Origin of the sequence: Pseudomonas sp. PDM28, from assembly GCF_019219115.1 — a bacterium.
In the GTDB taxonomy this organism is placed as follows: domain Bacteria; phylum Pseudomonadota; class Gammaproteobacteria; order Pseudomonadales; family Pseudomonadaceae; genus Aquipseudomonas; species Aquipseudomonas laurylsulfatiphila.
The window spans coordinates 67,494-88,364 of sequence record NZ_JAHUWG010000005.1 but is presented as its reverse complement, the minus strand read 5'-3'; the positions used below and the strand labels follow the sequence as shown (position 1 = coordinate 88,364).

Annotated in this window: 17 protein-coding genes; 7 read left to right on the top strand and 10 right to left on the bottom strand. The window is 62.6% G+C overall.

Annotated elements, in window-relative coordinates:
- Positions 1-39 precede the first annotated feature (39 nt).
- The 8 genes from guaA to KW841_RS12410 form a co-directional block, all read right to left on the bottom strand.
- Positions 40-1,617 carry a glutamine-hydrolyzing GMP synthase gene (gene guaA / locus KW841_RS12445; protein WP_007973927.1) on the bottom strand — a complete coding sequence of 526 codons (1,578 nt, stop codon included), beginning with the start codon at positions 1,615-1,617 and terminating at the stop codon, positions 40-42.
- 98 nt (positions 1,618-1,715) lie between these two features.
- Entirely contained in the window at positions 1,716-3,185 is a 1,470-nt protein-coding gene (guaB, locus tag KW841_RS12440) for an IMP dehydrogenase (RefSeq protein WP_218476314.1), read from the bottom strand.
- A 218-nt stretch (positions 3,186-3,403) separates the two neighbouring features.
- Positions 3,404-3,952, bottom strand: coding sequence for a hypothetical protein (locus KW841_RS12435; protein WP_007973932.1), 549 nt, complete (start codon positions 3,950-3,952; stop codon positions 3,404-3,406).
- Positions 3,953-4,151: 199 nt separating this feature from the next.
- Positions 4,152-5,333, bottom strand: a complete 1,182-nt coding sequence (gene purT / locus KW841_RS12430; protein ID WP_007982831.1) for a formate-dependent phosphoribosylglycinamide formyltransferase — start codon at positions 5,331-5,333, stop codon at positions 4,152-4,154.
- A 77-nt stretch (positions 5,334-5,410) separates the two neighbouring features.
- Positions 5,411-5,878: a VUT family protein gene (locus KW841_RS12425; RefSeq protein WP_102699096.1), complete on the bottom strand. Its 468-nt coding sequence runs from the start codon at positions 5,876-5,878 to the stop codon at positions 5,411-5,413.
- 225 nt (positions 5,879-6,103) lie between these two features.
- A complete protein-coding gene (locus KW841_RS12420; RefSeq protein ID WP_007973937.1) occupies positions 6,104-6,319 on the bottom strand; it encodes a DUF1289 domain-containing protein in 216 nt (71 codons plus the stop codon).
- Complete coding sequence (locus tag KW841_RS12415) at positions 6,316-6,840, bottom strand: gamma carbonic anhydrase family protein (protein ID WP_102699098.1); 525 nt, start codon at positions 6,838-6,840, stop codon at positions 6,316-6,318. The genes KW841_RS12420 and KW841_RS12415 overlap by 4 nt, the downstream gene beginning before the upstream one ends.
- Before the next feature lie 45 nt (positions 6,841-6,885).
- Complete coding sequence (locus KW841_RS12410) at positions 6,886-7,485, bottom strand: CoA pyrophosphatase (RefSeq protein WP_007973942.1); 600 nt, start codon at positions 7,483-7,485, stop codon at positions 6,886-6,888.
- Between the two features lie 147 nt (positions 7,486-7,632).
- On the opposite strand from KW841_RS12410, the gene KW841_RS12405 reads away from it, so the two are divergent.
- From KW841_RS12405 to nagE, 7 genes are all read left to right on the top strand, one after another.
- Positions 7,633-8,184, top strand: coding sequence for an NUDIX hydrolase (locus KW841_RS12405; protein WP_218476312.1), 552 nt, complete (start codon positions 7,633-7,635; stop codon positions 8,182-8,184).
- Between the two features lie 122 nt (positions 8,185-8,306).
- Positions 8,307-8,810: a murein L,D-transpeptidase family protein gene (locus tag KW841_RS12400; protein WP_007973946.1), complete on the top strand. Its 504-nt coding sequence runs from the start codon at positions 8,307-8,309 to the stop codon at positions 8,808-8,810.
- 284 nt (positions 8,811-9,094) lie between these two features.
- Positions 9,095-9,826: a GntR family transcriptional regulator gene (locus KW841_RS12395; protein WP_007973947.1), complete on the top strand. Its 732-nt coding sequence runs from the start codon at positions 9,095-9,097 to the stop codon at positions 9,824-9,826.
- A 34-nt stretch (positions 9,827-9,860) separates the two neighbouring features.
- Positions 9,861-10,967: an N-acetylglucosamine-6-phosphate deacetylase gene (nagA, locus tag KW841_RS12390; protein WP_218476310.1), complete on the top strand. Its 1,107-nt coding sequence runs from the start codon at positions 9,861-9,863 to the stop codon at positions 10,965-10,967.
- The gene (locus tag KW841_RS12385) at positions 10,948-11,970 is read left to right on the top strand and encodes an SIS domain-containing protein (protein WP_218476307.1); all 1,023 of its coding nucleotides are present in this window, start codon (positions 10,948-10,950) and stop codon (positions 11,968-11,970) included. The genes nagA and KW841_RS12385 overlap by 20 nt, the downstream gene beginning before the upstream one ends.
- A gap of 150 nt (positions 11,971-12,120) precedes the next feature.
- On the top strand, positions 12,121-14,637 hold the full coding sequence (ptsP, locus tag KW841_RS12380) for a phosphoenolpyruvate--protein phosphotransferase (RefSeq protein WP_218476304.1): 2,517 nt from the start codon (positions 12,121-12,123) through the stop codon (positions 14,635-14,637).
- Positions 14,638-14,677: 40 nt separating this feature from the next.
- A complete protein-coding gene (gene nagE / locus KW841_RS12375; RefSeq protein ID WP_218476302.1) occupies positions 14,678-16,393 on the top strand; it encodes an N-acetylglucosamine-specific PTS transporter subunit IIBC in 1,716 nt (571 codons plus the stop codon).
- A gap of 185 nt (positions 16,394-16,578) precedes the next feature.
- Here nagE and KW841_RS12370 read toward each other — a convergent pair whose 3' ends face one another.
- A complete protein-coding gene (locus tag KW841_RS12370) occupies positions 16,579-16,890 on the bottom strand; it encodes a YqfO family protein (RefSeq protein WP_218476299.1) in 312 nt (103 codons plus the stop codon).
- A 5-nt stretch (positions 16,891-16,895) separates the two neighbouring features.
- Positions 16,896-20,792: a phosphoribosylformylglycinamidine synthase gene (gene purL / locus KW841_RS12365; RefSeq protein ID WP_218476296.1), complete on the bottom strand. Its 3,897-nt coding sequence runs from the start codon at positions 20,790-20,792 to the stop codon at positions 16,896-16,898.
- Between the last annotated feature and the right edge of the window lie 79 nt (positions 20,793-20,871).

Sequence of the window (20,871 nt, the reverse complement as noted above, 5' to 3'; positions counted from 1 at the left end):
TTGTGTTCCAGCCTTCAGAACATCAAGGCTGGCGCGGGATCATTCCCACTCAATGGTCGCCGGCGGCTTGCTCGACACGTCGTAGGTGACGCGGGAGATGCCTTCGATTTCATTGATGATGCGGCCGGATACGGTTTCCAGCAGTTCGTAAGGCAGGTGAGCCCAACGCGCGGTCATGAAGTCGATGGTTTCCACGGCACGCAGGGCCACGACCCAGGCGTAACGACGGCCATCGCCGACCACGCCAACCGATTTCACCGGCTGGAATACCACGAAGGCCTGGCTGACCTTGTGGTACCAGTCGGCCTTGCGCAGTTCTTCGATGAAGATGTGGTCGGCGCGACGCAGCAGGTCGGCGTATTCCTTCTTCACTTCACCGAGGATGCGCACGCCCAGGCCCGGGCCCGGGAACGGGTGACGGTAGACCATGTCGTACGGCAGGCCCAGCTCGAGGCCCAGACGACGGACTTCGTCCTTGAACAGTTCGCGCAGTGGCTCGACCAGTTTCAGGTTCATTTCTTCCGGCAGGCCGCCCACGTTGTGGTGCGACTTGATCACGTGGGCCTTGCCGCTTTTCGCGCCAGCCGACTCGATCACGTCCGGGTAGATGGTGCCCTGGGCCAGGTACTTGATGTTGTCCAGCTTGCAGGATTCGGCATCGAACACGTCGATGAAGGTGCGGCCGATGATCTTGCGCTTCTTCTCCGGGTCGGCTTCGCCGGCCAGGTTGTTGAGGAACTGGTCCTCGGCGTTGGCGCGGATCACCTTGACGCCCATGTTCTCGGCGAACATGGCCATCACCTGCTCGCCTTCGTGCAGGCGCAGCAGGCCGTTGTCGACGAACACGCAGGTCAGCTGATCGCCGATGGCCTTGTGCAGCAGTGCGGCAACCACGGACGAGTCGACACCGCCGGACAGGCCGAGCAGGACGTTGTCGGTGCCGACCTGGGCGCGAACCTGGGCGATGGCGTCTTCAGCGATCTTCGACGGGGTCCACAGCGCTTCGCACTCGCAGATGTCGAGGATGAAGCGCGACAGGATGCGACCGCCCTGCTTGGTGTGGGTCACTTCCGGGTGGAACTGCACGCCGTAGTAACGGCGCTCGTCGCTGAACATGCCGGCGATCGGGCAGCTCGGGGTGCTGGCCAGGATGTGGAAGTCTTCCGGCATCCGGGTGACTTTGTCACCGTGGCTCATCCATACGTCGAGGCCGAACAGGCCGTCGGCGTCGATGTGGTCTTCAATGCCGTCGAGCAAACGGCTCTTGCCAACCACGTCTACGCGGGCGTAACCGAACTCACGCAGCTCGGAACCTTCAACCTTGCCGCCCAGTTGTTCGGCCATGGTCTGCATGCCGTAGCAGATACCGAAGACCGGCACGCCCAGGTCGAAAACGGCTTGCGGGCAGCGAGGGCTGTTGGCTTCGTGAACCGACTCCGGGCCACCGGCGAGGATGACGCCTTTAGGAGCGAACTCGCGGATCGCATCTTCGTCCATGTCGAACGGATGCAGTTCGCAGTACACACCGATTTCGCGCACGCGGCGGGCGATCAGCTGGGTGTACTGGGAACCGAAGTCGAGGATCAGGATGCGGTGAGCGTGAATGTCGAGGGCCATGATTCAGTCTCGTCTAAAAAATTCGGAAACAGTCGTGATTCAGAAACAACTCGGGGCTGAATAAAACAGCCCCGGTCGTTAACTTTTTGCTGGAAGGCTCAACCTACGCGGTAGTTTGGCGCTTCCTTGGTGATCTGCACGTCGTGGACGTGGGACTCGGCCATGCCGGCGCCGGTGATCCGCACGAACTCGGGCTTGGTGCGCATTTCTTCGATGTTGGCGCTACCGGTGTAGCCCATGGAAGAACGCAGGCCGCCCATCAGTTGATGGATGATGGCGCTCAGGGTGCCCTTGTACGGAACACGCCCTTCGATGCCTTCCGGAACCAGCTTCTCGGCGCCTGCCGAGGAGTCCTGGAAGTAACGGTCGGACGAACCCTGGGCCTGGGACATGGCGCCCAGCGAGCCCATGCCGCGATAAGCCTTGTACGAACGGCCCTGGAACAGTTCGATCTCGCCCGGTGCTTCTTCGGTACCGGCGAACATCGAGCCCATCATCACGCAGGAGGCACCGGCCACGATGGCCTTGGACAGGTCACCGGAGAAACGGATGCCGCCGTCGGCGATCAACGGCACGCCAGTGCCTTCAAGGGCAGCGGCGACGTTGGCGATGGCACTGATTTGCGGTACGCCGACACCGGCGACGATACGGGTGGTGCAGATCGAGCCAGGGCCGATACCGACCTTGACCGCGTCAGCGCCAGCTTCGGCCAGGGCCTTGGCGGCAGCGCCGGTGGCGATGTTGCCGCCGATGACCTGCACTTCAGGGAAGTTCTGCTTGACCCAGCGAACGCGGTCGATCACGCCTTTGGAGTGACCGTGAGCGGTGTCGACCACCACCACGTCAACGCCGGCGTTGACCAGGGCCGCGACGCGGTCACCGGTGTCTTTACCGGTACCGACGGCAGCGCCAACGCGCAGACGACCTTGATCGTCCTTGCTGGCCAGCGGGTAAGCCTTGGCTTTTTCGATGTCGTTGACGGTCATCATGCCCTTGAGGGCGAACTTGTCGTCGACGATCAGCACGCGCTCGATGCGGTGCTTGTGCAGCAGCTCACGCACATCGTTCTTGTCGGCGCCTTCCTTGACCGTGACCAGACGCTCTTTAGGCGTCATCACTTCACGGACAGTGGCTTCCAGACGGTTCTCGAAACGCACGTCACGGGAGGTGACAATGCCGACCAGGTCGCCATTGTGCAGCACCGGAACGCCGGAGATGTTGTGCAGGCGGGTCAGTTCGAACAGTTCGCGCACGGTAGCGTCGGCGACGATGGTGATCGGGTCCTTGACCACACCGGCTTCGTAACGCTTGACCTTGCGCACTTCGGCAGCTTGCTGCTCGATGGTCATGTTCTTGTGGATGATGCCGATACCACCTTCCTGAGCCATGGCAATTGCCAGACGGGCTTCAGTGACGGTGTCCATGGCAGCGGAGACCAGTGGAATATTCAGCTCGATGCCACGGGTAAGGCGGGTCTTGAGACTGACTTCGTTAGGAAGCACCTCGGAATAACCGGGCACTAGGAGAATGTCGTCGAATGTCAGAGCTTCTTGGCTGATACGCAGCATCGCGGGGGCTCCCGAGCGGGAAAATGGAAGCGCGCCATTATAGTCAGACACCCCCTCGGGTTCAATGTAAAACTCTGACTATTATTGGCATTACTGACATACGGGGCGCTTTTTTGTAGGAGCGAGCTTGCTCGCGATGGTCGTGAACGATAATGCGGGTTGCCTGGAAACCCGCGTGGCCTGAAAGTTCATCGCGAGCAAGCTCGCTCCTACAGGGTTCAGAGTTCTACTTTCACCCAACTCACGGGCTGATCCAGCCAATCGGCGAATTCGTCGAGAAAGCTCTGTTTGAACCCGGCTTCGGCCCAGTTGTTGAAGATGAATCCGAGGTTGGAGAAGCCGCATTCCTGCAGGAACAGAAAGCCGTTGATGTCGTCTTCATGCCCGCATTCCGGACAGGTGAAGTTATCGGTGCGCCCCGGCATCCAGTCTTCCAGGCTTTCGAACAGGGCTTCACCGACCTCCTTGCGACACTCGGCGCAGCCGGCTTCTTCAAGGAAACCCTTGGCCGGCGTATAGATGCAGCGTTTGGTGATGATCTCCAGGCCATTGACCGGCTCGCCGAACGGCAGGGCTTCGGGGTGCAGGACCACTGCGCGGGCACCGTCGGCGATGGCATGGGCCATGCGATTGCCGGTGCGACCACAGGTGGTCAGCTCTTCCTGGATGATGTTCTTGCGCACCAGCCAGCGCACAACGGCCCGGGCCCGGGGCTCGTGCACCGGCAGGGTGGAGATTTTCGGGACGATGATGCTTTGGGAATTCATGGGTACAGGCCTGGAGCATTGATGAAGGGTCTTGGGCATCCACAAATTATAGGTCGACCCTGACCTGATGCCTGGCACCGATCCTGTGGGAGCGGGCTTGCCCGCGAAGACGGTGGGTCAGTCAACACCTAGTTTGATGTGCCGACGCCTTCGCGGGCAAGCCCGCTCCCACAGGGATTGCAGACTTGCCCGAGAAGTTTTACAGCTCTACCACAACCGCCTGCGAAGCACGGGTCGCCTTGGCGCGGGCGGCTTCGATCGATTCGTCGCGCGCCAGGGCCACGCCCATGCGGCGCTGGCCGTTGACTTCAGGCTTGCCGAACAGGCGCAGCGCGGTATCCGGCTCGCTCAAGGCGGCACCGAGGTTGGCGAAAGCGGTCTGGGTCGACTGCCCTTCCACCAGAATCACCGCCGAAGCCGATGGCCCGAACTGACGGATCAACGGGATCGGCAGGCCGAGAATGGCCCGCGCATGCAGGGCGAACTGCGACAGGTCCTGGGAGATCAGCGTGACCAGGCCGGTGTCGTGCGGGCGCGGCGAGACTTCGCTGAACCACACCTGATCACCCTTGATGAACAACTCGACGCCGAACAGACCACGGCCACCCAGGGCTTCGGTCACGGCTTTGGCGACGCGTTCGGATTCAGCCAGGGCAATCGGGCTCATGGCCTGCGGCTGCCAGGACTCCTGGTAGTCGCCCTTCTCCTGACGGTGACCGACCGGCGCGCAGAAGGTGGTGCCGCCAACGTGGCGCACGGTCAGCAGGGTGATTTCGTAGTCGAAATCGATGAAGCCTTCGATGATCACCCGACCTTTACCGGCACGGCCACCTTCCTGGGCATAGTCCCAGGCTTTCTGCACGTCATCGACGCTGCGCAGCAGGCTCTGGCCCTTGCCCGAGGAACTCATGACCGGCTTGACCACGCATGGGAAACCGAGGTCCTCAACGGCTTTGCTGTAGTCCTCGAAGGTGTCGGCGAAGTGGTACGGCGAGGTCGGCAGGTCCAGCTCTTCAGCGGCCAGGCGACGGATGCCTTCGCGGTTCATGGTCAGTTGCGCGGCGCGGGCGGTCGGGATCACGGTGAAACCTTCGGCCTCCAGCTCCACCAGGGTCGCGGTGGCGATGGCTTCGATTTCCGGGACGATGAAATGCGGCTTCTCGGCCTCGATCACGGCACGCAGGGCAGCACCATCCAGCATGTTGATCACGTGGCTGCGGTGCGCCACCTGCATGGCCGGCGCGTTGGCGTAGCGATCCACGGCAATCACTTCAACGCCCAGGCGTTGCAGCTCGATCACCACTTCCTTGCCCAACTCGCCACAGCCACACATCAATACGCGGGTCGCGGTGGGCGACAATGGAGTTCCGATACGGGTCATCTGAAGGTCCTCAAGAAGCGGATCATCGAGGGAAGCACGCTTCCCATGGGGAGAAAGCGCGGCATTTTACATGAACTTCAGCTGACGACAGCCTGTTTGCGCAGGCGCCAGGCCATGATCAGCCACACGGCGGTGACCCCGGCGAATTTCGAACCCAGGGCGGTCAGGATCACCCCCGGCGTCAGGGCGTCGATCATGCCGAAAAAAATAAAGGTGTCGAGGGGAATGCTCAGGGCCGAACTTATCCACAGGCGATCATGCAGCGGGCGCTTGGTGATGCTGAACACCAGCCAGTCGATGCACTCGGAAACCGCAAACGCCGTGGCGCTGGCCAGGGCGATGGACGGATCGGAGGTGACGTAGGACAACACCAGCGCCACCAGCATCGCCACGAGGGCGCCATGCCCGAAACGGGTTTGCACCATGTCGCGCAAAATAAACACCAGCCCGCCCCAGGCCGACCAGATAATGTCCAGGTGGGGGGCGGTGGAGAAGGCGAAGTTGATCAGCACGACGCTGCTGATGTAGGTGATCAGGAAGAGCATGGGAGCAGTAGTACCTGTCAATTTTGTGCACAGGGTACTTCATCTTCGGTACACAAATAACCTGTGGCGAAGCGCTTTTGTGGCGAGGGGGCTTGCCCCCGTTGCGCTGCGCAGCAGTCGTAAATTCAGCGGGCCAGGTTGGTCAGACAGAATGTGATTGCAGGATTTGGCGCTGCTGCGCAGCGCAACGGGGGCAAGTCCCCTCGCCACAAAAGCGCGACCGACTTAGTTATTGGATTTGGTGGGCAACATCCACACTAACCCACTGGCCTTGGCCCGCTCATGACACAACCCCAGCACCGTGCGCCGTTCGTCGTTGGTCATGCGGCTCCAGCGGGTGATTTCCTCAACCGTACGCTGGCAACCGGTGCAGATATCATCGTCATCCAGCGCACAAATACTCACGCAGGGCGATGCCACCGGGCGTTCGGGCGTGCTCATTCTTCCTGCTCGACCAGATCGCGGGCATAACGCTGCGAGTTGTGCACATAGTGGGCTGCGCTGGCTTCCAGCATCTTGATTTGCGGTTCGGTCAATTCGCGCACCACTTTGCCGGGCGAACCCATGACCAGCGATCCGTCCGGAATTTCCTTGCCTTCGCCGATCAGCGAATTGGCGCCGATGATGCAGTTCTTGCCGATCTTCGCGCCATTGAGAATCACCGCGTTGATGCCGATCAGGCTGTTGTCGCCGACGGTGCAGCCGTGGAGCATGGCGTTATGGCCGATGGTCACGCCGGTGCCGATGGTCAGCGGATAGCCCATGTCGGTGTGCATCACGGTGCCGTCCTGGACGTTGCTGTTCTTGCCGATCAGGATCAACTCGTTGTCGCCGCGCAGCACGGCGTTGAACCAGACGTTGGCGCCCTCTTCCAGCTTGACCTTGCCCACCAGCACGGCATTGGGGGCGACCCAGCTCTGTGGATGGGTTTCGACACGGGCGTCGCCCAGGCGGTATTTCATTGTTGTTTTCCTCAGGGCTCGGGCAGTGCCATTCGAACGATGGCTTCAGGTATTAATAAAGCTTTTGGGAGGTTGATGCAGGCTGATTTTGGCGTCATACAGCAGGTTGATCAACTCGACGATCATGATCGCCGTCAGTCCCCAGATCTTGTATTCGCCAAAGCGATAGCTCGGCACGTACCAACTGCGGCCCTGATAGTCGATGCGATGGGTATGTTCGCGGGGGTCTTTGCGGAAGAATTCCAGGGGCACGCTGAACACCGCGGCGATCTCGGCATCGTTGGCCCGGTATTCGACAAAATCCGGGATCACCCCAACATAGGGCGTGACCATGATGCCATGCAGGCTGATCAGCGGGCTGAGCGGGCCGATCACCTCGACCAGCCCCGGCGGCAGGCCTATTTCTTCTTCGGCTTCACGCAGGGCGGTGAAAATGAGGTCAGAGTCTTCGGGGTCGCGGCGACCACCGGGGAAGGCGACTTCGCCGCCATGGGTCGACAGGCCGCTGGCACGCAGGGTCAAAACCAGCTCGGGCTCGTCACTGCGGGTGATGGGCACCAGCACTGCGGCCTCGGGAAAACGACGATCGGTCTCCAGCGTGCGTGGAGTGTGGTTACTAACCCGATGCAGTAGCTCGTCCAGCATGAGTGTTCTCGATTTGTGCCTTACCCGGCATCATGCACCAATCGCTGCGGTCGCCCAAGCCCCGCAACCGCCCCATGTCGCGAAACGACAACTTGCCGACCGGCACCGCAGCACGCCAAGATAGGCGCAGCATTCAGGAACCCCAGCATGAAATTTTGCAGCCAGTGCGGTAACCCGGTGACCCAGCGCATTCCCGAGGGCGATTCACGCCTGCGTTTTGTCTGCGACAGCTGTCAGACCATCCACTACCAGAACCCCAATATCGTCGCCGGCTGCGTGGCGACCTGGGGCAGCAAGGTGTTGCTGTGCCGGCGGGCCATCGAGCCGCGCCGCGGCTACTGGACCCTGCCCGCCGGTTTCATGGAGAACGGCGAGACCATCGAACAGGCCGCCATTCGCGAAACCGCCGAGGAAGCCTGCGCCCGGGTGCGCAACCTGAGCATCTATACCCTGATCGATGTGCCACACATCAGCCAGGTGCATGTGTTCTTCCGTGCCACGCTTGCGGACCTGGATTTTTCTGCCGGCCCCGAGAGCCTGGAAGTGCAACTATTCGACGAAGCGGACATTCCTTGGGATGAGCTGGCTTTCCGCACGGTGGGCCGTACCTTAGAATGCTTCTTCGCTGACCGGCGGACCGAGGTCTATCCCGTACGGTCTGAATCGATTCCGCCGCTTGCTCAACCTGCCATAATCTGATGCCATATTGGTATCATTCGTAGTCGCTGAAAAATCGTCCGAACGCGGCCCGAGCCTTCGACAGCTCCTACATAAAACATCTATAAATAAATAGTCGCGACACCTCCTGGGGAATCGTTTCAATGCGCTGGTTGCTTGCCCTGTTCTGTTTGTCTTTCGTCGCGGTGTCCCAGGCTTCTGCCCTGGAACCCCTGGACGGCAAGGTCATCGAGAAAATCCTGGTTCTCAAGTCGTCCCATCAATTGCAATTGATCAATGACGGCAAGCCGCTCAAGACTTATCGCATTTCCCTGGGCAAGCGTCCCAAGGGGCCGAAACTGATGGAAGGCGACAAGCGCACCCCGGAAGGCCTCTACTGGGTCGACTGGCGCAAGGTCAGTGATAAATTCAACCTGGCGATGCACATTTCCTACCCGAACATCAGCGATTCGGCCCGCGCCCGTCGTGAAGGCGTCGAGCCCGGCGGCATGATCATGATCCACGGCACCCCGGACACCGAGGACACCCCGGAGGACCTGTTCCACACCCTGGACTGGACCGACGGCTGCATCGCCATGCGCAACATGGACATGCGTGAAGTCTGGAACCTGGTGCCGGACGGCACGATGATCGAAATTCGTCCGTAATTCCCTCGACCATTGGTCGGCATCAAAAAATAAAATCGAAAGATCGCAGCCTGCGGCAGCTCCTACAGGGTTGATACCAATCCCACCTGTAGGAGCTGCCGCAGGCTGCGATCTTTGTCGTTTTAAAGCCCACCGCTAATACCACTTAAAACCACCCGACCTCCAGTCAGCCACAATTGGCACATTCTTGTAAAACACCCGCGTTGACATGGTATGCAAGTGGTATTAGTTTCGCCTCACAACCGGGCGACAACAATCCTATATCCGCATCGGACATTGCCTACATGAACGACCTACAGGCCCTGCGCCCCGACGACACCCAACCCACGCCGTTGTACCTGCAACTGGCACGCAATCTGGAAGCGGCGATCCATGCCGGCCAGTGGAAAGCCGAACAGGCCATGCCGTCGGAGCGCCATCTGAGCGAAACCCTGGGCATCTCCCGCGTCACTGCACGCAAGGCGCTGGAAGTATTGTTCGAACAAGGCCTGATCCGCCGTAACCAGGGCTCCGGTACCTTCATCACGCCGCGCCTCGAACAACCGCTGTCGCGTCTGTCCGGTTTCAGTGAAATGCTCCGCCTCAAGGGTTTCGTGCCCGGTTCGCAATGGCTGGAGCGGGAAATCACCCTGCCGACCCACGAAGAGCTGATCCGCCTCGGCCTGTCGCCCAACGACAAGGTCGCGCGCCTCAAACGCCTGCGCAAGGCCGACGACACCGTAATGGCCATCGAGATGAGCACCCTGCCCGCCTCGATCATCCCCAAGCCGCAATCGGTGGGCGACTCCCTCTACGAATTCCTCGACGGCATCGGCAAGCCGGTGGTGCGCGCCTTGCAGCACATCCAGGCGATCAACGCCTCGGACGAGTTCGCCGCGCTGGTCGGCATCGCCCCCGGCACCGCCATGCTGCTGATGACCCGGGTCGGCTACCTGGAAGACAACACGCCCATCGAAGTCACCGACACCTATTGCCGCAACGACTACTACGACTTTGTGGCAGAGCTGCGTCGCTGACAAACAGCCGGCCGCTAAAAACCGAGATCCCGACATGTCCGAAGACAACATCCTCACCGCCCGCGGCTGGGTTCGCGGCCGACTGGTCCATGCCCACGGCAAGGTCGTGTCCATCGAAGGCGTCCCCTGCGATCCGACGGACAACGACCTGCCTTATCTGCTGCCGGGTTTCATCGACCTGCACGTTCACGGCGGTGGCGGCAAAGACATCATGGAAGGCACGCCCGCCTTCGAAACCATCACCCGCACCCACGTGCGCTTCGGCACCACGTCGCTGCTGGCCACCACCATGACGGCGCCGAGCGAAGAGATCACCAGCGTGCTCGAAGCCGTCGGCAAATTCTGTGAGCAGCGGCCACAAGGCTGCGCGCGGGTGCTCGGCGTGCACCTCGAAGGCCCCTACATCAACCCCGGCAAGCTCGGCGCGCAACCCAACTTCGCCCACACCGCGTTGATGGCCGAGGTCGAAGCGTACCTGGCACTGGCGCCGATCCGGGTGATCACCATTGCCCCGGAAATCGCCGGTCACGATGCCTTGATCCGCGACCTCAGCCGCCGCGGCATCCGCATGCAGATCGGCCACACCCTGGGCAGTTACGAGGAAGGCGTCGCGGCGCTGGAGGCCGGCGCCAGCAGTTTCACCCACCTCTACAACGCCATGAGCCCGCTGCATCACCGCGAGCCGGGGATCGTCGGCGCTGCACTGGCCCACGCCAAATACGCCGAACTGATTCCCGACCTGCTGCACGTGCACCCCGGCGCCATCCGCGTCGCCCTGCGCTCGATCCCGTGCCTGTATTGCGTCACCGACTCGACCGCCGCCGCCGGCATGCCCGACGGCGAGTACAAACTCGGCAGCCACACCGTGACCAAATGCCTGGGCGGCGTGCGCCTGCCCGACGGCACCCTGGCCGGCAGCACCCTGACCATGGATCAGGCCTTGCGCAACCTGGTGAAAATCGGCCTGCCCATCGCCGAAGCCTCGCAGCGCCTGTCGCAATTCCCCGCCGACTACCTCGGCCTCACCGAACGCGGGCGCCTGCAACCGGGGGCCTGGGCCGACTGCGTGCGGCTGGATCGCTCACTGAAACTGACCGCCGTCATGGTCGAAGGAGAAGACATTGACTTCAAAAATGCTTGAAGAGGCGCTGTCCTCGTTCGAGGCCGTGCAAGCCCAATTGCAGCAACTCGACCCGCAGATGATCGAGATCGCCGGACGCCTGCGTCGTCAGCCGCCGCAAGTGGCCATGACCGTGGCCCGCGGCAGCTCCGACCACGCCGCCAGTTACTTCGCCTACCTGACCATGCAGCTGCTGGGCATCCCGGTGGCGTCGTTGCCGATGTCGGTGGTGACCATGCAGCAGGCGCCGCTGAAGGTCAGCGGCCAGGTGGCATTCGCCTTCTCGCAATCGGGGCAAAGCCCGGACCTGGTCAACAGCCTGCGCCTGTTGCGCAAGCGCGGTGCCTTGAGCATTTCGCTGGTCAATGCCGAAGACTCGCCGCTGGAAGCCGCCTGTGAATTCAGCCTGCCGCTGTGTGCCGGCACCGAAAGCAGCGTCGCCGCGACCAAGAGTTTCATCGCCACCCTGAGCGCCAGCGCGCGGTTGATCGGGCACTGGAAGGAAGACGCCGAACTGCTCGAGGCCGGCTTGGCCTTGCCCGACGGCCTGCGCAACGCCGCGCAACAGGACTGGAGCCCGGCCATCGAGGCCTTGCGCGATTGCCAGCGCCTGATGGTGATCGGCCGTGGCGCCGGTTTCGCCATCGCCCAGGAAGCGGCGCTCAAATTCAAAGAGACCTCGGCGATCCAGGCCGAAGCCTTCAGCAGCGCCGAAGTCCGCCACGGCCCGATGGCCCTGATCGGCGACAACTACCCGCTGCTGGTGTTTGCCCCACGGGGCGCCGAACAGGCCGGCCTGCTGAGCCTGGCCGCCGACATGCGCCAGCGCGGCGCCCGTGTCCTGCTGGCCGCACCGGATGACGTGCTCGAGCGCGACCTGACCCTGACCCGCGCCGAACACCCGGCCCTCGACCCGATTCTGGCGGTCCAGAGTTTCTACGTGATGGCCGCCGGCCTGGCCGTGGCCCGCGGCATGGACCCGGACCAGCCGCGGCACTTGAGCAAAGTCACCCGCACCCATTGAATCATTGTCCCCTGTGGGAGCGAGCTTGCTCGCGATGGACGTCAACGATGACGCGTTCTTCCTGAATGAACGCGTTGTTCTCAGGTTCTTCGCGAGCAAGCTCACTCCTACAGGTGGCGAGCTGATCTGAATTTTTGATGAGACCGAGCCATGCATAACAACAATAAAGAGCTGACTTTAAGCGCCCCGCTCAGCGGCCCGGTGCTCACGCTCGCCAAAGTCCCGGACCCGGTGTTTGCCAGCGGCGCCATGGGCGACGGCATCGCCATCGATCCGCTCAACGACACGCTCCACGCCCCCTGCGCGGGTGTGGTGGTGCATGTCGCGCGCACCGGTCACGCGCTGACCTTGCGTGCCGACAACGGCGCGGAATTGCTCCTGCACCTGGGCCTCGACACGGTCGAGTTGCAGGGCCAGGGCTTCTCGATGCTGGTCAAGGAAGGCGCGCGCGTCGCCAACGGCCAACCCCTGCTGCGCTACGACCTGGACAAGGTCGCGCAACAGTGCAAAAGCCTGGTCAGCCTGCTGATCCTCACCAACAGCCAGGACTTTCAGGCGCGGCCCATCACCCTCAAATCGGTGAAAGTCGGTGAGCCGCTGCTGCACATCATTCGTCGACAGACATCGACCGCAGAGGTCGATATCGAGTTTGCCGGCGCAGAGATTGTCGGCCACGTACGCATTGCTCACCGTGGCGGCCTGCACGCGCGGCCGGCGGCGTTGATCCGTCAGACCGCGCAAGGTTTCAAAAGCAAATCGCAGCTGCACTTCGCCGGTAAGTCGGCCACCTGCGACAGCCTGATCGGCCTGATGGGGCTGGCCATCGGCGAGCAGGCAGAAGTCCAGGTCAGTTGCCAGGGCCCGGATGCCGAAGCCGCGCTGCAAGCCTTGCTCACCGCGTTATCCACGGCCCTGGCCGAAGACAGTCACGCCGCCGCGCCACCGACGATCGCCCAACGCAATCGCCCTGCCGAAGCCGGTGTGTTGCACGGCGTCTGCGCGGCGCCAGGCCTGGTCGGCGGGCCGCTGTTTCGCCTGAATGCGATCAGCCTGCCAGTGGACGCCGGCCAGCATGATCCGCAGCAGCAACGCCAGGTTCTGGACGCGGCACTGGGCCAGGTGCGCAGCGAAATCGACCACACCCTGGCCCAGGCGAAAAAACACAAGGACAGCGCTGAGGAGGCCATTTTCGCTGCACACCTGGCACTGCTCGAAGACCCGGCCCTGTTGGACGCCGCCCGTCAAACCGTCACCCAGGGCACGGCCGCGACCCACGCCTGGAGCCAGGCCATCGACACGCAATGCGAAGTGCTCCAGCAAACCGGCAGCACATTGCTCGCCGAACGTGCCAACGACCTGCGCGACCTCAAGCAACGGGTGCTGCGCGTATTGCTCGGCGATACCTGGCATTACGACGTGCCGGCCGGCGCCATCGTCGCGGCTCATGAACTGACCCCCTCCGATCTGCTGCAACTGAGCCAGCAAGGCGTCGCCGGGCTGTGCATGGCCGAGGGCGGTGCGACCTCCCACGTAGCGATTCTGGCTCGGGGCAAAGGCCTGCCGTGCATGGTCGCACTGGGCTCGACGCTGCTCGATCAGCAACAGGGGCAACCGGTGGTGCTGGACGCCGACGGCGGCCGCCTCGAACTGACACCCGGCACACAGCGCCTGGCCGACGTGCGCCAGCAGCAACTGCAACAGCAAGAACGCCGGGCCGAACAACAGGCCCAGGCGCATACACCGGCGCTGACCACCGATGGCCTGCACATCGAAGTCGCCGCCAACGTGGCATCCAGCACGGAAGCGGCAGACGCATTGGCCAATGGCGCCGACGGCGTCGGCTTGCTGCGCACCGAGTTTCTCTTTGTCGACCGCCACACCGCCCCGGACGAACAGGAACAACATCAGGCCTATCAGGCCGTGCTCGATGCCATGGGCGACAAGTCAGTGATCATCCGCACCATCGACGTCGGTGGCGACAAGCAACTCGACTACCTGCCACTGCCCGTCGAAGCCAACCCGGTGCTAGGCCTGCGCGGCATTCGCCTGGCCCAGGTCCGCCCGGAACTGCTCGACCAGCAACTGCGCGCGCTGCTGCACCTGCGCCCGTTGTCACGCTGCCGGATCCTGCTGCCGATGATTACTGAGGTCGATGAACTGCTGCACATCCGCCAGCGCCTCGACGCCTTGTGCACCGAACTGGGTCTGGCGCAGCGCCCGGAGCTGGGGGTGATGATTGAAGTGCCGGCCGCCGCGTTGCTGGCCGAGCAACTGGCGGAGCACGCGGACTTCCTGTCCATCGGCACCAATGACCTGTCGCAATACACCCTGGCCATGGACCGCGACCACGCCGGGCTCGCCGCGCGCGTCGATGCGCTGCACCCGGCCCTGCTTCGGTTGATCGCCCAGACCTGCGCCGGTGCGGCGCAGCACAAGCGTTGGGTCGGTGTGTGCGGTGCACTGGCGTCCGACCCTCTGGCCACGCCGGTGTTGATCGGCCTGGGGGTCAGCGAGCTGTCGGTGAGCCCGGTACAGATCGGTGAAATCAAGGACCGCGTGCGTCATCTCGACGCCAGCGAATGCCGGCGCATCAGTCAGGGCCTGCTCAAGCTGAGCAGCGCCAGTGCCGTGCGTCATGCCTGTCACCAGCACTGGCCTCTGAGCTAACTCTTTACAAAAGAAGAACAAAAATCCAGGGAGATCCGCCATGTACCAACTTTTCATTGAAGGCCTGCAACGCCTCGGCCGCGCGCTGATGCTGCCGATCGCGATCCTGCCGATTGCCGGCCTGCTGCTGCGCCTGGGTGACACCGACCTGCTCAACATCGCGATCATCCACGACGCCGGGCAGGTGATCTTTGCCAACCTGGCGATGATCTTCGCCATCGGCATCGCGGTCGGTTTCGCCAAGGACAACAACGGTACGGCGGGACTTGCCGGGGTGATCGGTTACCTGGTGATGATCGCCACCCTCAAGGTGCTCGACCCGAGCATCAACATGGGCATGCTCGCCGGGATCGTCAGCGGCCTGATGGCCGGCGCGCTGTACAACCGCTTCAAGGACATCAAACTGCCGGAATACCTGGCCTTCTTCGGTGGCCGACGGTTCGTGCCGATTGTCACCGGGTTCGCCGCCGTGGGCCTGGGCGTGGTGTTCGGCTATATCTGGCCGCCGATCCAGCACGGCATCAACAGCTTCGGCACGCTGATGATGGAGAGTGGCAGCATTGGTGCGTTCGTCTTCGGCGTGTTCAACCGCTTGCTGATCGTCACCGGCCTGCACCACATCCTCAACAACATGGCGTGGTTCGTGTTCGGCAATTTCACCGACCCCACCACCGGTGCGCTGGTCACCGGCGACCTGTCGCGCTACTTCGCCGGCGACCCGAAAGGCGGCCAGTTCATGACCGGCATGTTCCCGGTGATGATCTTCGGCCTGCCCGCCGCGTGCCTGGCGATGTACCGCAATGCCCTGCCGGAGCGGCGCAAGGTGATGGGCGGGATTTTCCTGTCGATGGCACTGACCGCGTTCCTGACCGGCGTGACCGAGCCGATCGAATTCGCCTTCATGTTCCTCGCGCCGCTGCTGTTTCTGCTGCATGCGTTGCTGACCGGCCTGTCGATGGCCATCACCAATGCGCTGAACATTCACCTGGGCTTCACATTCTCCGGCGGCTTCATCGACATGGTACTGGGCTGGGGCAAGTCCACCAACGGCTGGCTGGTGTTCCCGGTGGGCCTGGCGTATGCCTCGATCTATTACGTGGTGTTCAATTACTGTATCCGTCGTTTCGACCTGAAGACACCGGGCCGCGAAACCAGCGCTGCCGCCCCGCCAGTGACGGTGGCCGACAATGAACGCGCCGGGGCTTACATCAAGGCCTTGGGCGGCGCGGAAAACCTGATCACCGTCGGCGCCTGCACCACGCGTTTGCGCCTGGACATGGTGGATCGCAACAAGGCCTCGGATACCGATCTGAAGGCGCTCGGCGCCATGGCCGTGGTGCGTCCGGGCAAGGGCGGGAGTTTGCAGGTAGTGGTAGGGCCGATGGCCGATGCGATTGCCGATGAAATTCGCCTGGCGATGCCGGCACTGGGGCGTGCCATCGTGTCGTCGCCGGCAACAGAAATCGACGCGCCTCCACCTGACGCCGTGGCAACACCCGAGGCGCAGCAATGGCTCAATGCGCTGGGGGGTGGCGACAATGTGCTGCAACTCGACTGCATCGCCATGACGCGCATCCGTCTGCAACTGGCCAATGGCAAGGCGTTGTCGGAGTGTGATTTGAAAGCGCTGGGTTGCCAGGGTGTGAGTCAGCTGGAAGGCGGGATCTGGCATCTGTTGGTTGGCGACAAGGCGCCGAGTTTGAGTGATGCGCTGGAAGCGCTGGTCAATCGCAGTGAGGTCAGTGCCAAGGTTTAGATCCTCGGTGCCTTATAGGCCGCCATCGCGAGCAAGCTCGCTCCCACATTGGATCGGCAAACACTGGACCATTGTGGGAGCGAGCTTGCTCGCGATGAGGCCATTACTAACACCACAAAAACCCGGTCAACAAAAAACCCGCTGAAATCACTTTCAGCGGGTTTTTCATTTCAGCGGCACGAGAATCAGAAATCCTCCAACCGCCACACTTCATAAGCCGGCGTCTCGTAGGGATGGCTCTGTTTCAGAGCCGCCACCACCGAGCGAATCAACTCATCGGCCACTACAAGCTCGACCTTCCACTCCTCGACCTGTTCGACCTGCCCTGCCTCGCCAATGAACGGCTGACTGCCGTCCAGTGGGCGAAACTGGCCGAGGCCCAACACTTGCCATGCACAGTGGTCGTAAGCGCCGATCCGTCCGCCACCGGCAGCGAATACGGCACTTTTGACCTGTTCCACATGACTGCTCGGAACAAAGAAGCTGAGCTTGTACATCGCTATCAGTTAACCCACACGCGAGCATTACGGAACATGCGCATCAGCGGTGCATCTTCGTTCCAGTCATCCGAGCGCCACGAGTTCTGCACGGCGCGGAACACACGCTCCGGGTGCGGCATCATGATGGTCACGCGGCCGTCGCGGCTGGTCAAACCGGTGATCCCGCGCGGCGAGCCGTTCGGGTTGGCCGGGTAGCTTTCGGTGACCTTGCCGTGGTTGTCGACGAAACGCATCGCCACGCAACCGGACAGATCGGCTTCCAGCAGTGCTTCCTCGCTGGCGAACTCGGCATGACCTTCACCGTGGGCGATGGCGATCGGCATGCGCGAACCGGCCATGCCCTGCAGGAAGATCGAGTTCGACTCCTGGATCTGCACCATGGCAACACGGGCTTCGAACTGCTCGGAACGGTTGCGCACGAAGTGCGGCCAGAACTCGCTGCCCGGGATCAGCTCGTGCAGGTTGGACATCATCTGGCAACCGTTGCACACGCCGAGGGTGAAGCTGTCGCTGCGCTCGAAGAAGCCCTGGAACGCATCGCGGGCACGGCTGTTGAACAGCGCGGATTTCGCCCAGCCTTCACCGGCACCCAATACGTCGCCGTAGGAGAAGCCGCCGCAAGCGACCATGCCCTTGAACTCGTTCAGGTCGACACGGCCGGCCAGGATGTCGCTCATGTGCACGTCGATCGCGTTGAAACCGGCGCGGTCGAACGCCGCCGCCATTTCCACCTGACCGTTGACGCCCTGCTCACGCAGCACGGCAACCTGTGGGCGGATGCCTTTCTTGATGTAAGGCGCGGCGATGTCCTGGTTGATGTCGTAGCTCAGCTTGACGCTCAGGCCCGGGTTGTCTTCTTCCAGCAGCACGTCGAACTCTTGCTCGGCGCAGTCGGCGTTGTCACGCAGGCGCTGGATCTGGTAGCTGGTCTCGGCCCACTGGCGTTGCAGCAGACGACGCTGGCCTTCGAACACGGTGTCACCGTTGAAGGTGATGCCGATCTCGCCATTGTTGATTGGCTGACCGATCACCGACACGCAATCGCCCAGGCCGGCAGCGCTGAACTGCGCGAGGATGTCCGGGGTGGCGTCCTGGCGAACCTGGATCACGGCACCCAGTTCTTCGTTGAACAGGATCGCAGCGATGTCGGCGGAGGAATCCGCCAGGCTGTCGAGGTTCAGGCTCAGGCCGCAGTGACCGGCGAAGGCCATTTCGACGACGGAGGTCAGCAGACCACCGTCGGAACGGTCGTGGTAAGCCAGCAGGTGACCGTCGGCGTTGAGGCCCTGGATCACGGCGAAGAAGGCCTTCAGGTCTTCGGCGTCGTCGACGTCCGGCGCCTGTTTGCCGAGTTTGCCGTGAACCTGCGCGAGGATCGAGGCGCCCATGCGGTTCTGGCCGCGGCCCAGGTCGATCAGGATCAGGTCAGTGGTGCCCTTGTCCATGCGCAGTTGCGGGGTCAGGGTCTGACGGATGTCAGTCACTGGCGCGAAACCGGTGACGATCAGGGACATCGGCGACGTGACGGACTTGTCCACGCCTTCATCGTTCCAGCGCGTGGCCATGGACATCGAGTCCTTGCCCACCGGAATGGTGATGCCCAGCTCAGGGCACAGTTCCATGCCGACCGCTTTCACGGTGTCGTACAGACGCGCGTCTTCACCCGGGTGACCGGCAGCGGACATCCAGTTCGCCGACAGCTTGATGTCGGAGATCTTGCCAATGCGCGAGGCCGCGATGTTGGTCAGGGTTTCGCCGATGGCCATGCGACCCGACGCCGGAGCGTCCAGCAGTGCCAGCGGAGTCCGCTCGCCCATGGCCATGGCTTCACCGGTGTAGACGTCGAAGCTGGTGGCGGTGACGGCAACGTCGGCCACCGGCACCTGCCACGGGCCGACCATCTGGTCACGGGCCACGAGGCCGGTGATGGTGCGGTCGCCGATGGTGATCAGGAAGCTCTTGCTGGCCACGGCCGGGTGATGCAGGACGCGCTCGACGCAGTCGGCAATGTTCAGGGTCGACGGATCGAAATCGTCGCCCAGCTCGGCTTCACGTACCACCGAACGGTGCATGCGCGGCGCCTTGCCCAGCAATACTTCCAGTGGCATGTCCACCGGGCTGTTGCCGAAATGGCTGTCGGTGACGGTCAGCTGCGGCTCGGCAGTGGCCTCGCCGACCACGGCAAACGGGCAACGCTCACGTTCGCAGATCGCCTTGAAACGCTCGAAGTCAGCCGGGCCAACCGCCAGAACGTAGCGCTCCTGGGATTCGTTGGACCAGATTTCGTGCGGGGCCATGCCCGGCTCGTCGTTCGGAATGTTGCGCAATTCGAAACGGCCACCGCGGTCGCCGTCGTTGACCAGTTCCGGGAAGGCGTTGGACAGACCACCCGCACCCACGTCGTGGATGAAGCTGATCGGGTTCTTGTCGCCCAGTTGCCAGCAACGGTCGATGACTTCCTGGCAGCGACGTTCCATTTCCGGGTTTTCGCGCTGAACCGAAGCGAAGTCCAGGTCCGCCGAGCTGGTGCCGGTGGCCATGGAGGAAGCCGCGCCGCCACCCAGGCCGATCAGCATCGCCGGGCCACCGAGCACGATCAGCTTGGAGCCGACGACGATCTCGCCTTTCTTGACGTGTTCTTCGCGGATGTTGCCCATGCCGCCTGCCAGCATGATCGGCTTGTGGTAGCCACGAACTTCGTCACCGTGTGGCGTGGTGATCGATTGCTCGAAGGTACGGAAGTAACCGGTCAGCGCCGGACGGCCGAATTCGTTGTTGAACGCAGCGCCGCCCAATGGACCTTCGATCATGATGTCCAGCGCGGTAACGATGCGCTCAGGCTTGCCGTACGGCACTTCCCACGGCTGTTCGAAGCCCGGGATCTGCAGGTTGGACACGGTGAAACCGGTCAGGCCGGCCTTTGGCTTGGCGCCACGACCAGTCGCGCCTTCGTCACGGATCTCGCCACCGGAACCGGTGGATGCGCCTGGGAACGGGGCAATCGCGGTCGGGTGGTTGTGGGTCTCGACCTTCATCAGGATGTGCACCGGTTCCTGCACCGCGCCGTACTGGCGGGTTTCAGGGTCCGGGAAGAAGCGACCGGCCACGGAGCCGACGATCACCGAAGCGTTGTCCTTATAAGCCGACAGGACACCTTCGTTGTGCATCTGGTAGGTGTTCTTGATCATGCCGAACAGGCTTTTTTCCTGGCTCTCGCCATCAATATCCCAACTGGCGTTGAAGATCTTGTGACGGCAGTGCTCGGAGTTCGCCTGGGCGAACATCATCAGTTCGATGTCATGCGGGTTGCGCTTCAAGCCGACGAAGGCGTTGACCAGGTAGTCGATCTCGTCTTCGGCCAGGGCCAGGCCCAGCTCGGTGTTGGCTTTTTCCAGCGCGGCGCGGCCGCCACCCAGCACGTCGATGGCGGTCAGGGGTTTCGGTTCGGCGTGGCTGAACAGGCCGGCGGCCTGTTCGAGGTTGCCCAGGACGATCTGGGTCATGCGGTCGTGCAGACCGTCAGCGATCAACCGGGCTTCAGCGTCGCTGAACTGGCCGGCCACGTAGAACGCGATGCCGCGCTCCAGGCGCTGGATTTTCGCCAGGCCGCAGTTGCGGGCGATGTCGCTGGCCTTGCTCGACCACGGCGAGATGGTGCCGAAACGCGGCAGCACCAGAAACAGACGACCGGTCGGTTCTTGTACCGGAACGCTTGGACCGTACTTCAGAAGGCGCGCGAGCACCTGCTGTTCGTCGCCGGTCAGGACGCCGGTAACCTCGGCGAAGTGAGCGAATTCAGCATACAGGCCGCTGACAGCCGGAACCTTCTGGCTCAGTTGCTCAAGGAGCTTGCTGTGGCGAAAGGCGGAAAGGGCAGGAGCGCCGCGCAGGATCAACATCTTCGGGACAGCCTCGGGAAGGGGTGTGCTTTGAGGCCGTGCATTCTAGCCTAAACAGCCCGCGACATCACCCGAAACG

Excerpts from the sequence above, each read along its gene's own strand:
- guaA (WP_007973927.1), bottom strand. The coding sequence starts at position 1,617 with ATGGCCCTCGACATTCACGCTCACCGCATCCTGATCCTCGACTTCGGT.
- guaB (WP_218476314.1), bottom strand. The coding sequence starts at position 3,185 with ATGCTGCGTATCAGCCAAGAAGCTCTGACATTCGACGACATTCTCCTA.
- KW841_RS12435 (WP_007973932.1), bottom strand. The coding sequence starts at position 3,952 with ATGAATTCCCAAAGCATCATCGTCCCGAAAATCTCCACCCTGCCGGTG.
- purT (WP_007982831.1), bottom strand. The coding sequence starts at position 5,333 with ATGACCCGTATCGGAACTCCATTGTCGCCCACCGCGACCCGCGTATTG.
- KW841_RS12425 (WP_102699096.1), bottom strand. The coding sequence starts at position 5,878 with ATGCTCTTCCTGATCACCTACATCAGCAGCGTCGTGCTGATCAACTTC.
- KW841_RS12420 (WP_007973937.1), bottom strand. The coding sequence starts at position 6,319 with ATGAGCACGCCCGAACGCCCGGTGGCATCGCCCTGCGTGAGTATTTGT.
- KW841_RS12415 (WP_102699098.1), bottom strand. The coding sequence starts at position 6,840 with ATGAAATACCGCCTGGGCGACGCCCGTGTCGAAACCCATCCACAGAGC.
- KW841_RS12410 (WP_007973942.1), bottom strand. The coding sequence starts at position 7,485 with ATGCTGGACGAGCTACTGCATCGGGTTAGTAACCACACTCCACGCACG.
- KW841_RS12405 (WP_218476312.1), top strand. The coding sequence starts at position 7,633 with ATGAAATTTTGCAGCCAGTGCGGTAACCCGGTGACCCAGCGCATTCCC.
- KW841_RS12400 (WP_007973946.1), top strand. The coding sequence starts at position 8,307 with ATGCGCTGGTTGCTTGCCCTGTTCTGTTTGTCTTTCGTCGCGGTGTCC.
- KW841_RS12395 (WP_007973947.1), top strand. The coding sequence starts at position 9,095 with ATGAACGACCTACAGGCCCTGCGCCCCGACGACACCCAACCCACGCCG.
- nagA (WP_218476310.1), top strand. The coding sequence starts at position 9,861 with ATGTCCGAAGACAACATCCTCACCGCCCGCGGCTGGGTTCGCGGCCGA.
- ptsP (WP_218476304.1), top strand. The coding sequence starts at position 12,121 with ATGCATAACAACAATAAAGAGCTGACTTTAAGCGCCCCGCTCAGCGGC.
- nagE (WP_218476302.1), top strand. The coding sequence starts at position 14,678 with ATGTACCAACTTTTCATTGAAGGCCTGCAACGCCTCGGCCGCGCGCTG.
- KW841_RS12370 (WP_218476299.1), bottom strand. The coding sequence starts at position 16,890 with ATGTACAAGCTCAGCTTCTTTGTTCCGAGCAGTCATGTGGAACAGGTC.
- purL (WP_218476296.1), bottom strand. The coding sequence starts at position 20,792 with ATGTTGATCCTGCGCGGCGCTCCTGCCCTTTCCGCCTTTCGCCACAGC.